The sequence below is a fragment of the Streptomyces sp. RPA4-2 genome, assembly GCF_012273515.2.
Lineage (GTDB): Bacteria > Actinomycetota > Actinomycetes > Streptomycetales > Streptomycetaceae > Streptomyces > Streptomyces kaempferi.
The window spans coordinates 7,960,411-7,979,015 of sequence record NZ_CP050975.2; the positions used below are offsets into that span (position 1 = coordinate 7,960,411).

Annotated in this window: 16 protein-coding genes; 7 read left to right on the forward strand and 9 right to left on the reverse strand. The window is 72.7% G+C overall.

Annotated features, from left to right (window positions below):
- The first annotated feature begins 131 nt into the window (after window positions 1-131).
- The gene (locus HEP85_RS34750) at window positions 132-590 is read left to right on the forward strand and encodes an SAV_915 family protein (RefSeq protein WP_168531481.1); all 459 of its coding nucleotides are present in this window, start codon (window positions 132-134) and stop codon (window positions 588-590) included.
- A 13-nt stretch (window positions 591-603) separates the two neighbouring features.
- The gene (gene lysA / locus HEP85_RS34755) at window positions 604-1,938 is read left to right on the forward strand and encodes a diaminopimelate decarboxylase (protein WP_168531482.1); all 1,335 of its coding nucleotides are present in this window, start codon (window positions 604-606) and stop codon (window positions 1,936-1,938) included.
- Between the two features lie 231 nt (window positions 1,939-2,169).
- On the opposite strand, the gene HEP85_RS34760 is transcribed toward lysA, so the two are convergent.
- A complete protein-coding gene (locus HEP85_RS34760; RefSeq protein WP_168531483.1) occupies window positions 2,170-2,334 on the reverse strand; it encodes a hypothetical protein in 165 nt (54 codons plus the stop codon).
- Between the two features lie 419 nt (window positions 2,335-2,753).
- Window positions 2,754-3,518, reverse strand: coding sequence for an SDR family NAD(P)-dependent oxidoreductase (locus HEP85_RS34765; RefSeq protein WP_168531484.1), 765 nt, complete (start codon window positions 3,516-3,518; stop codon window positions 2,754-2,756).
- A 361-nt stretch (window positions 3,519-3,879) separates the two neighbouring features.
- Between HEP85_RS34765 and HEP85_RS34770 the strand changes: the two genes are divergently transcribed.
- Entirely contained in the window at window positions 3,880-5,070 is a 1,191-nt protein-coding gene (locus tag HEP85_RS34770; RefSeq protein WP_168531485.1) for an MFS transporter, read from the forward strand.
- A gap of 266 nt (window positions 5,071-5,336) precedes the next feature.
- Here the strand turns inward: HEP85_RS34770 and HEP85_RS34775 are convergent, their stop codons facing one another.
- The 5 genes from HEP85_RS34775 to HEP85_RS34795 all read right to left on the reverse strand — a co-directional run bounded on the left by HEP85_RS34775 (window position 5,337) and on the right by HEP85_RS34795 (window position 9,989).
- Window positions 5,337-6,011: a response regulator transcription factor gene (locus HEP85_RS34775; protein ID WP_168531486.1), complete on the reverse strand. Its 675-nt coding sequence runs from the start codon at window positions 6,009-6,011 to the stop codon at window positions 5,337-5,339.
- On the reverse strand, window positions 6,008-7,300 hold the full coding sequence (locus HEP85_RS34780; protein WP_248002195.1) for a sensor histidine kinase: 1,293 nt from the start codon (window positions 7,298-7,300) through the stop codon (window positions 6,008-6,010). Before HEP85_RS34780 ends, HEP85_RS34775 begins: the two co-directional genes overlap by 4 nt.
- A gap of 90 nt (window positions 7,301-7,390) precedes the next feature.
- Complete coding sequence (locus tag HEP85_RS34785; protein ID WP_168531487.1) at window positions 7,391-8,239, reverse strand: ABC transporter permease; 849 nt, start codon at window positions 8,237-8,239, stop codon at window positions 7,391-7,393.
- Complete coding sequence (locus tag HEP85_RS34790; RefSeq protein WP_168531488.1) at window positions 8,236-9,186, reverse strand: ATP-binding cassette domain-containing protein; 951 nt, start codon at window positions 9,184-9,186, stop codon at window positions 8,236-8,238. Before HEP85_RS34790 ends, HEP85_RS34785 begins: the two co-directional genes overlap by 4 nt.
- 323 nt (window positions 9,187-9,509) lie before the next feature.
- Window positions 9,510-9,989: a carboxymuconolactone decarboxylase family protein gene (locus HEP85_RS34795; RefSeq protein WP_168531489.1), complete on the reverse strand. Its 480-nt coding sequence runs from the start codon at window positions 9,987-9,989 to the stop codon at window positions 9,510-9,512.
- A 435-nt stretch (window positions 9,990-10,424) separates the two neighbouring features.
- Here HEP85_RS34795 and HEP85_RS34800 point away from each other — a divergent pair, with 435 nt between their 5' ends.
- From HEP85_RS34800 to HEP85_RS34810, 3 genes are all read left to right on the forward strand, one after another.
- A complete protein-coding gene (locus HEP85_RS34800; protein WP_168531490.1) occupies window positions 10,425-10,769 on the forward strand; it encodes a hypothetical protein in 345 nt (114 codons plus the stop codon).
- A 41-nt stretch (window positions 10,770-10,810) separates the two neighbouring features.
- Window positions 10,811-11,236: a hypothetical protein gene (locus HEP85_RS34805; protein WP_168531491.1), complete on the forward strand. Its 426-nt coding sequence runs from the start codon at window positions 10,811-10,813 to the stop codon at window positions 11,234-11,236.
- Window positions 11,237-11,425: 189 nt separating this feature from the next.
- A complete protein-coding gene (locus HEP85_RS34810; protein ID WP_211118114.1) occupies window positions 11,426-12,640 on the forward strand; it encodes a chitinase in 1,215 nt (404 codons plus the stop codon).
- Between the two features lie 140 nt (window positions 12,641-12,780).
- Here the strand turns inward: HEP85_RS34810 and HEP85_RS34815 are convergent, their stop codons facing one another.
- Complete coding sequence (locus HEP85_RS34815) at window positions 12,781-13,995, reverse strand: S9 family peptidase (RefSeq protein ID WP_168531492.1); 1,215 nt, start codon at window positions 13,993-13,995, stop codon at window positions 12,781-12,783.
- A 277-nt stretch (window positions 13,996-14,272) separates the two neighbouring features.
- Here HEP85_RS34815 and HEP85_RS34820 point away from each other — a divergent pair, with 277 nt between their 5' ends.
- Window positions 14,273-16,366, forward strand: coding sequence for an FUSC family protein (locus tag HEP85_RS34820; protein WP_369657973.1), 2,094 nt, complete (start codon window positions 14,273-14,275; stop codon window positions 16,364-16,366).
- Window positions 16,367-16,405: 39 nt separating this feature from the next.
- On the opposite strand, the gene HEP85_RS34825 is transcribed toward HEP85_RS34820, so the two are convergent.
- Complete coding sequence (locus tag HEP85_RS34825; RefSeq protein WP_168531493.1) at window positions 16,406-18,337, reverse strand: N-acetylmuramoyl-L-alanine amidase; 1,932 nt, start codon at window positions 18,335-18,337, stop codon at window positions 16,406-16,408.
- Between the last annotated feature and the right edge of the window lie 268 nt (window positions 18,338-18,605).

Below are 18,605 nucleotides of genomic sequence, written 5' to 3' on the forward strand. Positions count from 1 at the left end.
CGTCGCGTCATGAGGTGTCGGAGAACCGCGGGGTACGGGCATAGCTTTCGGAGTGAGCGCCGGTCCGACGCCTCGTGTCCGAGGCGTCGAGCCGCTCACCGAACCGTTCCGGATCCTCCAGGAGGCATCCCATGCAACAACTCTCGTGCGGTGAAGACCCCGAGCCCTGCGAACGATTCCCGGCCGGAGCGTTGTTCGTTCCGGTCCGGCCGGGGTCGGCAGGGTGTGCCGCCCGGCTCTTCCGTACGCCGCTCGGCGAGCGTACGGCCGTCGGCTTCACCTCGGAGCGCAGACTGACCACGACACTCGGCCCCGAGCAGGCGTGGATCAGGCTCGCCGAGCCCGCCCTGCGCGCGCTGGCCGAGCCGCTGGGAGTCACCAAGGTCACGGTGGATCCCTCCTTCTCCGCACCGGCTCCGGCCCAGGCCGAGCCGGTCACCCCCGAGCGGTTCGGGAACGCCGCCCCCGCCACGCGGGAGCCGTCCGCACCCCGTACCCGCACGAGCACATGGGATCCGCAGGCCGTCGGGGTGCTGCGGGTGACCGGCGCCGCCGCACTCGTGTCGGTACTGGCGCTGTGGATCGGTTGAGAGGGAACGCACGATGACCACTGTTCACGAATCCGCCGTCAGCACCACCGGCGGCGACCTGTCGGTGTGGCCCGCCTCGGCCACCGAGGCGCGCCAGGGGGACCTGGCCGTGGGCGGCGTCCCGCTCGCCGAGATCGCCGACCGCTTCGGCACCCCGGCCTACGTCCTCGACGAGAGCGAGGTGCGCGAGCGCTGCCGTACCTACCGGCACGCCTTCCCCGACGCCGACGTCCTCTACGCGGCCAAGGCCTTTCTGTGCAGGGGCATGGCGCACTGGGTGGAGGAGGAGGGCCTCGGTCTCGACGTCTGCTCCGCCGGTGAGCTGGAGCTCGCGGTCACCACCGGGTTCCCGCCCGAGCGGATCGTGCTGCACGGCAACGCCAAGTCCCCGCACGACCTGGAATCCGCGCTGCGTCTGGGCGTCGGGCGCATCGTGATCGACAGCCCCTCCGAGATCGCGCGGCTGGCCGCCGCGGTCGGGCCCGGCGGGCACCAGAAGGTCATGGTGCGGGTGGTGCCGGCCATCAGCGCGGGCGGCCACGAGAAGATCAGGACCGGTACCGACGACCAGAAGTTCGGTCTGTCCATGGCCGACGGGTACGCCCAGCACGCCATCGCCCGGATCCTCGACCAGCCGCAGCTCGAACTCACCGGTCTGCACTGCCACTTGGGATCGCAGATCAGCAGCGTCAAGCCGTATCTCGTCGCTGTGCGGCGCATGGTGGGGCTGATGGCGCGCCTGCGTGAGCAGCACGGCCTCGTCCTGCCCGAACTGGACCTCGGCGGCGGTCACGGCATCGCCTACCGGCCGGGTGAACAGGCGCTGGACCTCACGGCTCTGGCGCGCCGGGTCCGGAGCGAACTCACCGAGGCGTGTGCGGCCGCCGGGCTCACCGTGCCCCGTCTGATGATCGAGCCGGGCCGCGCCGTCGTGGGACCGGCGGGGGTCGCCCTCTACCACGTCCTCGCCGTCAAGCGGAGCGGCGACCACGTCTTCGTCGCCGTCGACGGGGGCATGAGCGACAACCCGCGGCCCGCGCTGTACGGCGTGCGCTACGCGCCCCGACTGATCGGCCGTCACAGTGCGGCGGAGCGGGCCGCGGTGACCGTCGTGGGCCGGCACTGCGAGGCCGGCGACGTGCTCGCCACCGACGTCGAACTCCCCGCCGACGTACGTCCGGGCGACCTGCTGGCCGTCCCCGTCGCGGGCGCCTACCACCTGTCCATGGCGTCGGGCTACAACATGGTCGGCCGCCCACCGGTGATCGCCGTGCGGGGCGGCCACGCCCGTCTGCTCGTCCGCCGCGAGTCCCTGGACGACATCCGCAGCCGCGACGTTGGGCTGTGAACGGGCGCCGCCCTCCCCCTACGCCTCCGGGCGGGTGATGACCCGGCCCTCGCCCGGAGGCACCTACCGGATCAACGGATCCAGCAACGGAACCGGCGATGACCGGGCCCTCGCCCGGAGGCACCCCCGGTTCCGGCACTGCCCTCCACCATCCGCGCGCACCCCGGGGCAGTCCCGCAGGCGTCGCCGTCGTTCGGTCCGCGTCGGCACCCGCGGCCGTCGGGGTGCCGCTCAGCCGGAGCGGCCGCGTGTGGTGGCGCGCCACTCCTGGTAGACGCGCCACAGCCGCTCGGCGCGTGGGCAGCGGCCCGACTCCCGTTTGCAGACACGGCAGTTGCCGACGTGACTGATGTACACGTCCTCGGGGCTGTGATGCCCCGGCTGCGGATTCGGCATGGCCCCCGGCACCTTTCGGCGTGATCTTCACCCGCGCGTTGTCGCTTCTGGTGCCGTACTTCCGGGGCGAGGGGGCTTTCGGATGCGGCGGCGAGGGGTCAATTCCCGTACGCCACAGGCCTGTACGGTCCGCGGCCGTGTGTGAAGCGGCTCCGGACCGCGCAGGTGCTGGTCGAGGGGCGCCCCGGCAGTGGCAACCGGGTAGCCCGGTGCCGGAAGGCGGGTTGACCCCGTCGCCGGGTCAACCCGCCTTCACCAGGGTGGACATGAGGGCCCTCGGGGCCGTCTTCGCGGGACGGCGTCCGCGGCACCCGGGCGATCGTCGTTCAGGGCGCGGTGCGGGAGCGTGTGAGTCGCCGCGCTGCCGCCTGCCGGTGGTGACGGCGTGACCTGGGCGCGTCCCGGGTCCGTGAGGTGTGTCAGGCGGCGATGACGGCGGCGGTGGTGCGGCCGCCGTCGACGTCGAGCACGATGCCGTGCACGAACGAGGACTCGTCGCCCGCCAGGTACACGGCGGCCTTCGCGATCTCGTCGGGAGTGCCCATCCGGCCCGCGGGGGTGCCCTTCATCATGATCGCGGAAGGGCGCTCCTCGCCCGGTGCGGGCGGCAGGACCACACCCGGGGAGATCGCGTTCACGCGCACACCCTGCGGCCCGAACTCCGCCGCCCAGGCCCGGGTCAGCGTCTCCATGGCTCCCTTGGTGGAGCTGTAGAGGGCGCCGACCGGAATGCCCAGACGTGCGATCCAGGAGCCCAGGTTGATGATCGCCCCGCCGCCGGCCTCCGCCATGGCGGGGGCGACGGCCGCGGTCAGGAAGAACGGGGCCTTCACGTTCACGGCGTAGACCTGGTCGAAGGTCTTCTCGTCGGTGGCCGTCGTGGTGTCACCGGGGTAGATGCCGGCGTTGTTGACCAGGACGTCGATCCGGCCGCCGAGGACCCGGGTCGCCTCCTGGGCCAGCGCCTGCGAGGCGGCGGCGCTGCCGTCCAGGTCGGCCCGGACGAACGCGGCACGGCCGCCGCGCGCGCGGATCCCGTCGACGACCTCCTGGCCCCGCTCGGCGCTGCGGCCGGAGACGGCGACGTGCGCCCCCTCGGCGGCGAAGGCCTCCGCGATCGCCCGCCCGATGTTGCTGGTCGCCCCGGTCACCAGGGCAGTCCTGCCCTCAAGACGCTTCGACATGATCCACTCCGTTGCCTGGTTCTCCACCGTGAACCCGCTCGGCCGAACGCGCACTGCCCGCGACCGGACGGGGGCCCTGGACGGCCAGGGCACGAGGTCCACTGTGCGAGGGAAAAAATGGACCTGCAAGTCCAAAACGTGGGGCCCGGACCCTCGGGCCCTCGGGCCCCCGAATCCCTGTCCCATGGGTAATCCCCCCGTCGTCGCCACACGAGCACTGTGGCCGAGTCCGGCGGGCGGCGGATCAGTAGCCACTACTCAACCGGCCCGCGACCCCCCTGCGCGCGGCACGCGGAGCACACCCGGCACGCCGGGCACGCCGCACCGGTCCGGGCCGGATCGCGGGGTTACTGTCGGCGGCATGGACGGTGTTCGCCGAGGGTGGCGCCAGTGTTTGCTCGGCGGGGCGGTGTTCGCGGTGTGCATGGCCGGCACCACGCTGCCGACCCCCCTCTACAACCTCTACCAGCAGAAGTTCGGGTTCTCCGAGCTGATGGTCACGGTCGTGTACGCCGTGTACGCCTTCGGGGTCATCGGCGTGCTGCTGCTGGCCGGCAACGCCTCGGACGCGGTGGGCAGACGACCGGTGCTGCTGTGCGGCCTGGCCTTCGCGGCGGTCAGCGCCGTCTGCTTCCTGTGTGCCACCGGGCTGGGCTGGCTCTACGCGGGACGATTGCTGTCCGGACTGTCCGCCGGTCTGTTCACCGGCGCCGCCACGGCCTACGTGATCGATCTGGCACCGCACGGCAGCGGCTCCCGGGGCACGCTCGTGGCGACGGCCGCCAACATGGGCGGTCTCGGCTGTGGTCCGCTGCTCGCCGGACTGCTGGCGCAGTACGCCCCCTGGCCGCTGTATCTGCCCTTCGCCGTACATCTCGTCCTGGTGGCCTGCTCGGTCGCCGTGCTGCTCCGGCTGCCGGAGACCGTGGGGGAGCGGCGGCCGCTGCGCACGGTACGGCCGCAACGGCCCGGCCTGCCCGCGCAGGTGCGGGCGGTCTTCGGGCCGGCCGCGATCGCCGCGTTCGTGGGGTTCGCGCTGTTCGGTGTGTTCACCGCGGTCAGCCCGGCGTTCCTCGAACACTCCCTGGACGTGCACAGCCGCGCCGTGAGCGGGCTGGTCGTCGCGCTGGCCTTCTTCGCCTCCACCGCGGGACAACTCGCCGTCGGTGTCATCGGGCTGGGGCGATCGCTGCCGGTGGGCTGCGCCGCGCTCCTCGCGGGGCTGGCGCTGCTCGCGGGCGCGCTGCGGTGGGACCTGCTGGTGCTGGTCGTGCTGAGCGCGATCGTCGGCGGGGCCGGGCAGGGGATCGCGTTTCGCGGGGCGCTGTCCGCGGTCGCCCAGGCGTCCCCCGACCACCAGCGCGCGGCGGTCATCTCCCTGCTGTTCGTGGTGGCGTACGTGGGCATCTCGTTGCCGGTGATCGGCGCGGGAGTACTGGCGGACCGGATCGGACTGGAGGGCGCCGGGCTGGTGTTCATCGCGTGCATGGCGGTCCTGGTCGCCGTCGCGGTCCTCTACCTGCTCCGGCGACGAACACCGGCCAGGACGTAGGCGCGCGGGGACACGGCGACGTCCCGGGGTCAGGTCCTGCCCCGGCTCCACGGCCCCGAACGGGCGGCCGGCGACAGCCCCGTGGCTAAGACTCCGCAGCACGGCCACACCGGTCTCCGGTACGCCATCGACGTCCCCCATCCGCACGGATGTTCCCCTCGAGGGGTGTGGCGACTATGCCTCCGGGACACTTATGCCTCCGGGTCACTACGACGTGGTCCGAACCCGTACGCGCGGCCGGGAGGCGGGTCTGCCTCCCAGCCCGGTCACGCGGTGCTGTTGGGGCGGGCCAGGCCCAGGTCGTAGGCGAAGATGACCGCCTGGACCCGGTCGCGCGCGCCGATCTTCGCGAGGACCCGGCCGACGTGGGTCTTGACGGTGGACTCCGACAGGACGAGGCGCGTGGCGATCTCCCCGTTGCTCCAGCCCCTGCCGATGGCCACCAGGATCTCCCGCTCGCGGTCGGTGAGGGAGCGCAGCCTCGGGTCGGCGTCCGCGTCCGGTACGCCCTGACCCGGCAGATGCTGGGCGTACGCGTCGAGGAGACGCCGGGTCAGGGCGGGGGCGATGACGGCGTCCCCCGCGGCGACGGCGCGGATGCCCGCCAACAGCTCCTCCGGACGGGCGTCCTTGAGGAGGAAGCCGCTCGCCCCGGCGCGCAGGGCCGCGTGGGCGTACTCGTCCAGGTCGAAGGTGGTCAGGACGAGCACCCTGGAGCGGCCGCCCGTGGCGATGATCCGGCGGGTGGCCTCTATGCCGTCCATGCCCGGCATCCGGACGTCCATGAGGACCACGTCGGGGCGCAGTTCCGCCGCCTTGCGCACGGCCTCGGCACCGTGCGCGGCCTCGCCCGCCACCTCGGTGTCGGGGACGGACTCCAGCAGCATGCGGAAGCCGAAGCGCTGCAGGGGCTGGTCGTCCACGATGAGCACGGTGGTCAAGGGGTTCCGCCTTCGGAGCCGGGGAGCGGGGTGAGGTCGAGGGTCGCCTGTACGGCCCATCCGCGGCCGGGGCGGGGCACCGGCCCCGCGTCGACCGTGCCGCCGTAGAGCGCCGCCCGTTCGCGCATGCCGGCGAGCCCGTGCCCGTCCTCGTTCGGGGGACCGGCCGGCCGCGAGTCGTCCGGCGGCCCGGTGTCCTGGACGCGGATCCGTACCCGCGCGCCCTCCACCCCGATCGCGAGACGGACCCGCGTGTCGGCTCCGGCGTGCTTGAGGCTGTTGGTCAGCGCTTCCTGGACTATCCGGTAGACCGTCAGCTGTACGCCGCCGTCCAGTGCGTCCGTGTCACCGGCCGTCCGGTAGGTGATCAGAGGGCCGGCGGAGCGGATGCGCGCGCAGAGCGCGTCGATGTCGACGATGCCCGGCTGGGGACTGAGCGCGGGAGCCTCGGCCTCCTCGCGCAGCACGCCGAGCATACGGCGCAGCTCGCCCAGGGCCTGGCGGCCGGTGTCGCCGATGAGCAGCAGCGCCTGCTTGCCCCGTTCGGGGGTGACGTCGCAGGCGTACGCACCGGCGTCGGCGAGGGTGATCATGACGGCGAGGTTGTGGCCGACGATGTCGTGCATCTCGCGGGCCACCCGGGTGCGTTCGGTGGCCGCCGCCAGTCTGCTGCGCTGGTCGCGCTCGATCTCCAGCCGGGCCGCGCGCTCCCGCAGTCCGGCGAGCTGGGCCCGTCGGATGCGCACCGCCATCCCCACGGCGACGGCCGCGATCGCCGCGCTGAACAGGAAGAACAGCGCGTCCCAGACGGACACCACGGCGGAGGCCCGCACGGCGACCAGGACCAGGCCGACGGCCGTGACGGCACAGGCCCACGCCAGACGCCGCAGCGTTCCGTGCAGCGTCAGGCTGTACAGGGCGATCAGCAGGGCGACGTCGGCGCGCAGCAGCACACCGAGCGACCACTGCAGGAGAAAGACCGCCATGATGACGGCGAAGGCCGCGGACGGATTCCTGCGCCGCCACAGCAGCGGCAGCACCAGTCCGGCCTGCAGCGCCAGCATCCCGGCGAGGGGCGGGCGGGTGAACCTCGCGGCGAGTTCGCGCCGGCCGTCGTGCCCGTGCACCAGGTCCGCCAGACAGAACATCAGGAAGACCAGCACGACCACGGCCGTGTCCAGCACCCACGGACGCGCCCGGTCCGCCTGCCGCAGCCACTGTCCGCCGCGGGTCAGCCGGGCGAACAGGGGGCTCATACCGGCGGTGTCGTCGGCGGTCACGGGTGTCACCTGTCCATCGTGGGCGAGGCACTGCGGCACGGCACCCGGATGAGCCGGGCACCGCATCGACAGCGGACGATACGCGGGGTGCGCGGGCCGTCAGGCGTCGCTGCGCACCAGCCGGTAGGCGGCCCCCGCCAGCGCCAGCACGGTCCAGCCGACGAAGACGACGAGCCCGGCGGTGGGCGACAGGGTGGTGCTGTCATGGGTGAGGGCGAACATCGACTCGCCCGCGTTGCTGGGCAGGTACGGGCTGATGTCGTCCTGCCAGGAACTCGGCAGGAGCGAGATCAGGCCGGGGACCAGCATCAGAGCGCCGACCAGCACCGAGATACCGCCCGCCACCGAGCGCAGCAGCGCGCCGAGGGCGGCGCCGATCACACCGACCAGACCGAGGTAGAGGCCCGCGCCCAGCAGACTGCGCACCACACCCGGGTGCGAGAACGTCATGGCCGCGCTCGTACCGGACACGATGCCGCTCGCGAACAGGAAGGCGACGAACGCGCCGAGCGTGCCCACGGCGAGGGAGACCAGACCGAACACGGCCGACTTGGACCAGAGCACCGGCAGCCGGCGCGGCACCGCGGCCAGCGTGGAGCGGATCATGCCGGTGGAGTACTCGCCCGCCGTGACGAGCACGCCCAGGACGCCCAGCGCCAGTTGCGCGAAGTTCGTGCCGAACAGCGACAGGCTGACGGCGGTGGAGTGGGCGAAGTCCGGGTCCATGTGGTGGCCGGAGTTGATTCTCGACTTGAACTGGGCCGCGGCGATCAGGCCGAAGGCCACCAGGAAGAGCAGGCCGAGGCCGAGCGTGATCCAGGTCGAGCGCAGGGACCACAGCTTGGCCCACTCCGAGCGCAGCACGCGGCGTCCGGTCACCCGGTAGTCGGGGCGTGCGACGGGTGCGGGGAGCGGAGCGGAGGTCTCGGTCGCGGTGATGGTGCTCATGCGGCCCTCCCGGGGGTCTCGACGCCGGCGCCGGTCGCGGTGGTGGAGCCGTGGTACTCGACGGCATCCCTGGTCAGGTCCATGAACGCCTCCTCCAGTGATACGGACTTCGCGCTCAGTTCGAACAGCGCGATGCCGTGCTCGGCCGCCTTCAGCCCGATCTGGCGTGCCGTCACACCCGTCACGTGCAGTTCCTCGGAGCCCGCGTGGCCGGTGATGTCGACGCCGGGACCGGCCAGCACCTCCCGCAGCCGGGCCGGATCGGCGGTGGCCACCTTCACGGTGTCGCCGCCCACCTCGCGGATCAGGTCCTGCACGGTGGTGTCGGCCAGCAGCCGGCCCCGTCCCACGATGATCAGGTGGTCCGCCACCAGCGCGACCTCGGTCATGAGGTGCGAGGAGACGAAGACGGTACGGCCCTCGGCGGCGAGCTCGGTGAGGAGGTTGCGGATCCAGAGCACGCCCTCGGGGTCGAGACCGTTGACCGGCTCGTCCAGCATGACCGTCTGCGGATCACCCAGCAGGGCCGCCGCGATGCCGAGGCGCTGGCCCATGCCGAGCGAGAACGCGCCCGCCCGCTTCTTGGCCACGCTGCCGAGCCCGGCCAGTTCGATGACCTCGTCGACCCGGCGGCGCGGGATGCCGTGCGTGAGCGCGAGCGCGAGGAGGTGGTTGTACGCCGAACGGCCGGGGTGGATCGACTTGGCCTCCAGCAGCGCGCCGACCTCCTGCAGGGGGGCGGCGTGCTGGGCGTAGCGGCGGCCACCGACGCGTACCGAGCCACTGCTCGGGGCGTCCAGCCCGACGATCAGGCGCATGGTCGTCGACTTCCCCGCGCCGTTGGGTCCCAGGAAGCCGGTGACGGTGCCGGGCCGGACGACGAAGTCGAGATGGTCGACCGCCGTCTTCTCCCCGTACCGCTTGGTCAGCTGCTGTGCCTCGATCATCGCTCATCCCTCGCGTCCGGGCGCCACACCGGTTCTGGAGCGCCTCACCTGCGACGTTAGACGCCAGGGACCCCGCGAGCCGTGGTACCGGGGGGTGAACTACGGCCATCGGGTGGTACCGCGGTACTACCCGGCACGGTCCGACCGTGAGCGAGGGCGGTGTGCCGGCGCCGGCCGTGGTCCGCCGGTGCCGGCGGCTTCGGCAGGTGCAGTCGGGCGGTGGATTCGAGCGATGGATCCGGACGGTGGATCCGGGTGGTGCATGCGGCCGGTGGCGCCGGCGTCGGCGCCACCGGCCGTGACCCGGGGTCAGTTGCTCGCGGTCATCCGAACTGGCCGGGCTGGTAGTCGCCGGCGGGCTGGCGCACGATGACGTTCAGACGGTTGTAGGCGTTGATCAGGGCGATGAGGGACACCAGCGCGGCGAGCTGTTCCTCGTCGAAGTGCTTGGCGGCGTTCGCCCAGACCTCGTCGGACACGCCCCCGGCGGCGTCGGCGATCCGGGTGCCCTCCTCGGTCAGCTCCAGGGCGGCGCGCTCGGCGTCGGTGAAGACCGTGGCCTCCCGCCAGACCGCGACCAGGTGGAGACGGAGGGGGGATTCACCGGCGTGCGCGGCGTCCTTGGTGTGCATGTCCGTGCAGAAGCCGCAGCCGTTGATCTGGCTGGCCCGGAGCTTGACCAGTTCCTGCGTCGTGTGGGGCAGTGCCGAGTCCGAGACGACCTTGCCCGCCGAGTTGATGTGCCGCGCGAACTGGGCCGTGAGGGGGCTGGTGTAGAAGTTGAGACGGGCGTCGGCGTTCATGGTGGTCTCCTCGTCGCGTCGGTGGATTCACACCCTTGACGGACCGGATCGGCGGGATGTGACATCAGGGCGGTGCGGCCGGATGTGACCTGCGTCTCCCTGTCGGACGGGCGCAGCGGATGCGGCGGGGACGGGGCGGTCGCAGCATGAGAGGCAGAGGTCTCGCCTCAGCGCCGAGCCGGGGGACACCTCGTGCCCTCGGCCCGATACGGCGGCTCAGGCCGCGGAGGTGCCGATGGCTCCATCCGATGCGACGCCCGGCCCCGGAGGGCCGGGGCCCGGCAGGACCGCGCCGCCCGGCGGCGCGGGGGCCGGTCCGCGGCCGAGCCCCGTGCCGCGCGTGCCGCTCGTGACGGACGGGGACCGGGCGCAGGCCGGGTCCGGACCCGAACCCGGGCCCGCGCGGGCCGATGCGTCCGGCCGCGCACCCGACGCGTGTCCAACGGGGTGATCGCCGCCGTGGCGCTCGGGTCCCTCGCCTTCACGCCGTTCACCGAGCAGTACGCACGCGAGTCGGTGCCCCCCGGGTACGGGGACTCGCCGGTGTTCCGGCGGACCAACCGTGTCCTGACGGCGATCCGGGGCGGGGTGTTGCCGGTCACGGCTCTGCTGGGTGCCGGGTACCACTTCGCGAAGCGGACCGCCCCGACCGGCATCGCCCTCAGAATGACCCAGTTGAACCACTCCGCCCCGTCCGGGCGCAGGCGCGGGCCCAGGCTCGGGGGCGTCCGCTGGGCCGAGGGGACGCCGGCATTCCGGGGAAGGGGCCTCGCACGCTAGGGTGAGCGGCCATTCGTGCAGGTGAGGGGCAGGGGAGTCGGATGCTGGATCACTCGGAGGACAGGCTTCTGGAGGAGGCCCTCGGCGCGATCGCCGGACAGGGGCGCCTCGGTGCGAAGTTCGCGGCCAGGTTCCTCAAACACGACGTCCACGAGATAGAGCTGCGGCTGCCGCTGAGCTTCGATCTCGCCCTCGAACGCGTCCGCGGGAGCCTGCTCGAGTCGACGGGCGGTACGGATCCGGCGCTGCTGCGCTCGGGGGCGGACGGGGCGGCGCTGCGCGTGTTGTCGGGGGCGGGCTTCGCGGCGATGAACCCGGTCGTGGTCACGGTCACCGTGACTCGTGTCGAGGAGGACACCACGGCGATACAGGTGCGGGCGGTGGCCAAGGAAGGCCTGATCAAGCAGCACGCGGGTGAGAAGACCGCGCAGCGTGTGGCGTCGGCGCTGGAGGGCCGACGGGGGTGACCCCGGCCGGCCCCGCCGGGCGCGCGTGCCCGTGCGAGTGCCGTCGCCCGCTCCGGCGAGCGGCGGGGGAGAGGTAAAAATTTCGCCTGGTCTAGTCCAAAGGGGAATCTGGTCTAGGCCAATCCATTGACATGGCCGCAACAGCATCACGAAGCTGGGGGCGAACCCCCTCTCCCCTGGAGGCACGCAGTGAGACGTCTTCGCGCATGTCTGGGCGCAGTCGCCGCCGTCGGACTCGCCGCGGCGGGCACGACCGCACTGATCGCGGGCAGCGCTTCCGGCGCGACCTCCGCACTCGCCAACCGCTGGTACGCCGCGGCTCCCTATCTGATGCCGCTCGACAACGACCCGCCGGACGCGGCCGCCATCATGGACGCCACCGGCCTGAAGGCGTTCCAGCTCGCCTTCGTCCTCGCCCCCAACGGCGGTGGCTGCAGCCCCACATGGGGTGGCACGGCCGCGGTCTCCTCGGACACCGCCGTCCAGTCGGTCGTCAACACCATCCGCGCCAAGGGCGGCGACGTCTCCGTCTCCATCGGCGGGTACGGCGGTACGAAGCTCGGCCAGGCATGCTCGGACCCGGCCGCCACGGCGGCGGCGTACCAGCAGGTCATCACCAAGTACGGTCTGCACGCCATCGACTTCGACCTGGAGGAGCCGGAGTACGAGAACACCGCGGCCATCAAGAACGAGATCGGCGCCGCGAAGATCCTCCAGCAGAACAACCCCGGCCTGTACGTCTCCGTGACCACCGCGGGCACGGCGGACGGTACCGGCTGGTTCGGCAAGCAGATGCTGCTGGAGGCCAAGTCGCAGGGGTTCACCCCGAACAACTTCTCCATCATGCCGTTCGACGGCGGCTTCAACGGCGCGGCCTCGCAGACCGGCGCGCTCACCAACTTCAACCAGATCCTGCAGTCCACCTTCGGCTGGGACCAGGCGACCGCCTACGCCCACGAGGGCTTCTCCGGCATGAACGGACGCAGCGACACCGGCGAGTACTTCACGCAGGCCGACTTCCAGACCGTGCTGGACTACGCCACCGGTCACCATATGGACCGCTTCACGTTCTGGTCCCTCAACCGCGACCGCCAGTGCACCCCGGCCGACAACGGCGGCCGCACATCGGGCACTTGCTCCAGCGTCGCGCAGAACTCCTGGGACTTCGCGAAGTATTCGGTGAAGTTCGCCGGAGTGACGCCGCCCACCTCGACTCCCACCCCGACCCCGACTCCCACGCCGCCGGGCACCGGGTGCAAGCCGGCCTGGAGCTCGACCGCCGTCTACACCGCCGGCAACGAGGTGTCGTACGGCAATCACAACTGGAAGGCCAAGTGGTGGACCCAGAACGAGACTCCGGTCGCCTCCGACTGGGGCGTCTGGCAGGACGAGGGCGCCTGCTGAGGTCCTGACGGAAACGGTGGGGCGGGGTTCCCGGGCTCAGGCCTCGGGAACCCCGCCCCACCGTGTGCCGGTCCCACGCTCGGTGTCCGCGGCTGTCGGGACACGAGTTCACGGCGGGTGTCCGCGGCCGTCGGGACGGATCACTCCGGTGGTCCGGCCGCCAGGCGGTCGTCCAGCCAGTCGAAGACACGTTGTTCGAACAACGCGCGGCCCGTCGGCTCGCAGTGCAGATGGGCACCCTCGGCCTCGGTGAAGCAGACCAGCGCCTTCCGACCGGGCAGCGCGTCGTAGAGCCGCCGCGCGGCTCCGGGCCAGAAGTGCTCCCCCTCCGGGTCGGTGATCAGCAGCGGAGTGGTGATCCGCCCGGCCACCGGGGTCACGTCGTACCGGGAGACCTCGGCCAGCAGGTCGTACGGCGAGTCGACCCCGTACGGCCGGGCCCGCCGGCGCCACATCGCGGCGAGCGCCGGGTCCGCGTCCAGAGCGTCACGGACCACGCGGTCGAACGTGTCGCGGTCACCGGAGTCCCACAGGCCGCGCAACTCCGGGCCGAGAGGGCGCCACCAGCTCTCCGCGACGGCGACGACACCCGGATCGGCGACCGCCGCGGCGATCCGGTGCTCGAACGCGAGCGCGCGCGGAACCCAGTAACCCGCCTGGCTGATTCCGGCGAGCGCGATGCGCCCGGCGTCGACATCGGACCGCGCGGACAGGAAGTCCACGACCGGCGTGACGACTTTCTCCCAGTCCGGACGGAACGTCACTCCGTGGTCGAACAGCATGGACTGCTGACCCGGCCCATCGAACAACAGCGCGCGGTGGCCCCGGGCCACGGCGGGCGCGCCGAGAAGCGTCCAGGCCGAGCTGACCGGGCCGTCGCCGCCGTTGTTGACGATCACGGTCGACAGCGGCCCGGGACGGTCGGGCGGGCTCACCAGGTAGCCCGGCAGCGTCCTTCCCTCGTACGGGATCGCGACCCGCTCGGCGGGCGGGTCCCATGCCTGCGCGAACCGGTCGAAGCAGTCGCGGTGCTCGCCGAACACCTCGCGCAGCCGTGTCTGCGGGTCCTCGCACGACTCGACGCCCACGAGGGCCAGGCCGAAGTATCCGGCGGCCCGCAGGAAGGCGTCCCGGGCACTGACCGACCGGCCGCGGGCCGCGCTCTTCTCGCCCTGCTCCCGGACCCGGCGGCCGAGCGCGGCCCAGGTCCAGAACCAGGTCTCCCCGCCGGCGTCCGACAGGGCGGCCGAAGTCGCCAGTACCTCGCCGACGTCCGCGCCGTGCCGCCAGACGGAGCCCAGAGCGATGCGGACCTCGTGGTCGAACTGGTCGTTCTCGTTGAACCGGTACGCCATGGCGACTCCCGTTCCCCGCGCCGTCGGACGCCCCGAGCCCGCGACCGCACCGTTTCAGGCTACGAGTCCCCCCGTCCCCCTGCACCCGGCGGTGACCGCCACCACGTGCGCGCGTCCTCCGCCGGGTCGAAAATGGGCAGAGGCCCGGTCGCCGAGCACCCACGGCGCCTGCCGAGAGGAACGCCCGCATGTGCCCCATGAGCCGCACGAGCGCACCGCAGCCACCCCCGTCACGGCCCGACCGCGGCGGGCGTGCCGGTGTGGGCGGCGAGCGGGTATGAGGCCCGGACCCGTCGGTTCCGCGGTCGTACACCGGTCCGTGCGGGTCACCCTCTCGGCGAGCGTCGGCTTCTACGTGTTCCTCTATGGTCTCCACCAACCCGTGGCGGCGCTGTACGCGCTGTTCACCCCCATCGCGCTCGGCCTGCTGTCCACCATTCCCGGGAGCGGCCCGCGGCAGGCGCGCATCACACTGCGGACCCTGCCGTTCGGGCTGGCTCTCGTCGCTCTGGGCACGGCACTGGCGCAGTCCACGGCGGCCGCGGTGGCGGGCATGCTGGTCGTCGGATTCCTGTTGAGCTTCAGCGTGGTGGCCGGACCTCGCGCGGCCGGACCCGCGCCCGGTCTGCAACTCCTCTACATCCTGGCCTGTTTCCCGCCCTACGCCCCCGAGACGCTGGGCGGGAGGCTGACGGGCGTGGCCGTGGGCGTCGTCCTCCTCGCGCTGTGTCACGCGTACCTTCTGCGCGGCCCGCCCGCCATCAGCTTTCGCGACCTGCTCGCCGACGCGCTGGAGTCGGGCGCGGTCGCGACGGCCGAGCCGGACCGCGTCCCCGTCGCGACGCTGCGGGAACTCAGTGAGGGGATGCGGCTGTCGCGGGTCGCGCCCGGTGAGCGCCCCACCGGACCGGGCCGCGGGGACCGCGCGCTGGGACAGGCGGGCGCCGCGGCCCGCAGGATCCTGGACCAACTGGCCTCGCAGTCCGAGCTGTCCGCGTCCGAGGGCGTACCGCTGGGCACGGACCCGGCGTCCGCGGTGCTCCGGGCCCGTGTCGCGGGCACGTGCGCCGACATGGCCTCGGCCCTGCGCACCGGTCGGCCACCGCCGCCGGCCGATCTGCTGCGGAAGGAGATCCAGCGCTTCCAGGCCGACCGGATCCGTCGCGCCGCCGATCCCGGGGAACAGGGCGTGGACAGCCGCGTACTGCGACGGCAGGCCGCGGTCCTGACACTGGCGGAGTCGGCGTGGATCGCGGTCACCGCCGTGGGTGTCGCCGCCGCCGGACGCCGCGGCTCACCGCTCTCGCCCCGTGACCTCTTCTGGTACGTGGACCTGTCCACGGCGTCGTTGTGGGGGCGCCGGATCGCGGGCAACGCGACGCATCGCTCGGTGTGGTTCCAGAACGCGGTACGGGTCGCGTGCGGGCTCGCCTTCGCCCGGCTCGTCGCGGGCACCCTCGACCTCGCACACGGATTCTGGGTCCTGCTGACGGTCCTCACCCTCGCCCGCACCACGGTCGGCGCCACCTGGCGCGCGGTGCGCGAGGCGGTGGCCGGCAATCTGGTGGGAGCGGTCGCCGCCGGTGTCCTGCTCATCGCCGTCGGACGGCACCTGGACGCCTACGCCGTCCTCCTCGTACCGGGCATGCTCATCGCCTTCGCCCTGGGCCCGCGGCTCGGAGTCGCCTGGGCACAGGGGCTGTTCACCCTGGTGGTCGCCCTGGCCTTCGCCCAGATCGCCCCGACCACCTGGCGGCTGTCGGAGGCACGCCTCGTCGATGTCGTCACCGGCAGCGTCATCGGCCTGCTGTGCGGGCTGCTGGCCTGGCCGGCGGGGGCACGCAGGGAGGTCCGCCGGACCATGGCGAGCCTGCTGCGCTCCTGCGGGGAGCTGGTACCCGCCACGGTCGAGGCGCTGCTCGAGGCACCGGCGGCCGACCCCTGCGCGCCCCCGACCCGGGCCACCCTGCATCATCTGCGGCTCGCGGAGGCCGCCTACGCGCAGTTCCGCAGTGAGCCGCCCGCTGCCTGGGAGGGGGCCCAGGCCGACTGGCACGGGGTACTCGTGGTGGCGTACCACACCGTGCTGGGCGCCCAGCGGCTTCCCTGCTTCGAGGTGCCGCTGGCCGATGTGCCGCCGGAGGCGTGCGCGTGGGCGCGCAGGACGGCGGCCGAACTGACGACGGACGTGGACCGCATCGCCCTGCACCTCAGGACGGAGAAGTGCCACGGGCCCGGTCGGCGCCCCTGCGCTCCGCCGCTGCCGTGGCACCATCCGGGGCTGCCCACCCTCGTCGATCTCGAAGTGTGGCTGACGGCCATGGACCATCAGCTCCGCCGCATCGAGGCCTCCCTCGCCGTGCGGCCGTGATGCCCACCGGGGAGCCGGACCCCCGCCCGGCCGGTGCGGTCACCGCTCGCGTGGGGGCGCCGCATTCCCCGCCGTGGTCCCGGACCCCCGCGACTCGACCACGTCCACGTCGCTCGCCCGGACGAAGGCGATCCGGTGCCCGAGCTGGATCTCGTACCACTCCTCATGGCCCGCCACGACCGGGCTCGGCGTGTCGCGGAACTCCGACCTGTCGATGTGGGACCCGATGAGGCGGGACTGGGTCGCGTACCGCTGCCCCGCGAGGAAGTGGTACGGCAGCGGCGACTCGGGCTGCTCCGGCACGCCCTCCGGATAGGCGTCCTTCTCCGGGAGGGCGCGTCCGTAGACCGGGACCTCGCTCAGGCCCGCCTTCGGAGTCACCATCCGGCCGCTCGCGCCGACGGCGGTCGGGTGGTCCTTCGCGTTCTTGAACCACGCCCGCTGACCCTGGTACCAGATCGCCGTCCAGTCGCCCTCGTACCCGGCGACCGCGAAGGTCTGGCCCGCGGAGACCCGCGACCCCAGATCGTCGACGTCCACCGTGGAGGCCTCGCCCCCCGGGTGCCGGCCAGGGTCCTGGACCAGCGGTGCGCTCGCGTCGGGCTCGGTGCGGAGGCGGACCGCGCTGGAGCCGTGCGGCGCGCAGGGCGTGCCGGCCTGGGCGCAGCCCGTGAACGCCGGCATGTGGGCGGCGTAGTCCGGCAGCACGGTCACCATGTCGCTGTCGGCCTCGGCGGTGGCACGCAGGGGCGCGCCGAGGAGGTCGAAATAGTGCCGCCAGTCCCAGAAGGGTCCCGGGTCGTCGTGCATCGCGGGAATGGACGAGGCGGTCGGACCCGGCACGTTGTCATGGCCGAGGATGTGCTGCCGGTCGAGCGGGATGTCGTACTTCTTCGCCAGGTAGCGCACCAGACGGGCCGAGGCCCGGTACATCTGTTCCGTGTACCAGGTGTCGGGCTGTTTCAGGAATCCCTCGTGCTCGATACCGATCGAACGGGCGTTCAGCATCTGGTTGCCCGCGTGCCAGGCCATGTCCTTGGTCCTGACGTGCTGGGTCACATGGCCGTCGCGGGAACTGATCGAGTAGTGCCACGACGGCTCCTTCGGATTCTGCACGGTCTGCAGCATCGACCGCAGGCCCGCCTCGGTGTCGTGGATGACGATGTAGTCGATCTTCTGGTCCCGGGGCCGGTCGGCCAGGTCGTGGTTGCCGTAACTACCGTCGTCCGTCCGCACGTACGGCGCGCCGAGCCAGTCGCAGTCCAGCTCCGGCGGGCACTCGACCTCCTTCGCCCGCCGCGCCTTCGCCGCGTCGGCGGCGCGAGGGCGCACGCGCGGGCTGGCCGGAAGGGTGACGCGCTCTCCCGCGTCGGTGGTGCGGTGCGCGCCCTGCCGGATCAGCGAGAAGACATCGTCCGCGTACCTCGCGGCCGATGCGGCGTCGTCCGTGCCCGAGAAGCGCGCCACCGCGTCCCACCAGTCCTCCGGGTCGGTGCTGAGCGGCTTGCCGAGCTGTCGCTGCACCGCGGCCAGGAGCGCCGCGCCGCCCCGTACGTTGGCGACGGCGTCCGTCCGGAGCCGTCCCGCCGGGGCCCCGATCAGGAGGGCGGCACGGCGCAGGTCCGCCGGCTGCTCGGAGCGGTTGCCCGACGCGTTCTCGAGGGGAGCGGCCGACGGCCCCGCCGCGATCGCGGGCCCCTCGGCCCTTCCGCTCGGCGAGGTCGCCGGGGCCTTCGCCCGACGGGTGTCCACCAGGTGCATCGGACCGTAGCCGCCCGCGACACTCGGGGCGCCCGGCCGGGAGTCCCACCGCGACTGCAGGTACGAGACGCCCATGAGCACACTCCGCGGCACGTGGTACTCGTCCGCGGCATCCGTGAAGACGTTCTGCAGCTTCGGCTCGGCCGCCGGGCCGCCGCACGCCGGAGAACCGGCCAGCAGCGGCACCAGGAGAGCGGCGGACGCGGTCATGCGGACGGTCCGGCGGCGCCCTCGTCCAGCGCTGGGGATTCGGCGGGCGGCACGTCTCTTCATCGCGGGGGATCTCCAACCATGCTCGTCGCGGCCAGGACAAGGAGTTGCCCCTTGCACCACCCCCTGTACGTTTCCGTGCCCGACACGCGACGGCGCGCCGAGCGTCACCGGTGTGGACCAGCGGCCCGGCAGAGGCCACCCGGTCGGCGGCAGGATCTTCATATCTGATGGATAGTCAGCAAAAGACGCCAGTTCCGCGCGAGGG

Coding starts and splice junctions, on each gene's coding strand:
- lysA (WP_168531482.1), top strand. CDS start 604: ATGACCACTGTTCACGAATCCGCCGTCAGCACCACCGGCGGCGACCTG.
- HEP85_RS34795 (WP_168531489.1), bottom strand. CDS start 9,989: ATGAACGCCGACGCCCGTCTCAACTTCTACACCAGCCCCCTCACGGCC.
- HEP85_RS34805 (WP_168531491.1), top strand. CDS start 10,811: ATGCTGGATCACTCGGAGGACAGGCTTCTGGAGGAGGCCCTCGGCGCG.
- HEP85_RS34765 (WP_168531484.1), bottom strand. CDS start 3,518: ATGTCGAAGCGTCTTGAGGGCAGGACTGCCCTGGTGACCGGGGCGACC.
- HEP85_RS34790 (WP_168531488.1), bottom strand. CDS start 9,186: ATGATCGAGGCACAGCAGCTGACCAAGCGGTACGGGGAGAAGACGGCG.
- HEP85_RS34770 (WP_168531485.1), top strand. CDS start 3,880: ATGGACGGTGTTCGCCGAGGGTGGCGCCAGTGTTTGCTCGGCGGGGCG.
- HEP85_RS34750 (WP_168531481.1), top strand. CDS start 132: ATGCAACAACTCTCGTGCGGTGAAGACCCCGAGCCCTGCGAACGATTC.
- HEP85_RS34760 (WP_168531483.1), bottom strand. CDS start 2,334: ATGCCGAATCCGCAGCCGGGGCATCACAGCCCCGAGGACGTGTACATC.
- HEP85_RS34820 (WP_369657973.1), top strand. CDS start 14,273: ATGAGGCCCGGACCCGTCGGTTCCGCGGTCGTACACCGGTCCGTGCGG.
- HEP85_RS34825 (WP_168531493.1), bottom strand. CDS start 18,337: ATGACCGCGTCCGCCGCTCTCCTGGTGCCGCTGCTGGCCGGTTCTCCG.
- HEP85_RS34815 (WP_168531492.1), bottom strand. CDS start 13,995: ATGGCGTACCGGTTCAACGAGAACGACCAGTTCGACCACGAGGTCCGC.
- HEP85_RS34785 (WP_168531487.1), bottom strand. CDS start 8,239: ATGAGCACCATCACCGCGACCGAGACCTCCGCTCCGCTCCCCGCACCC.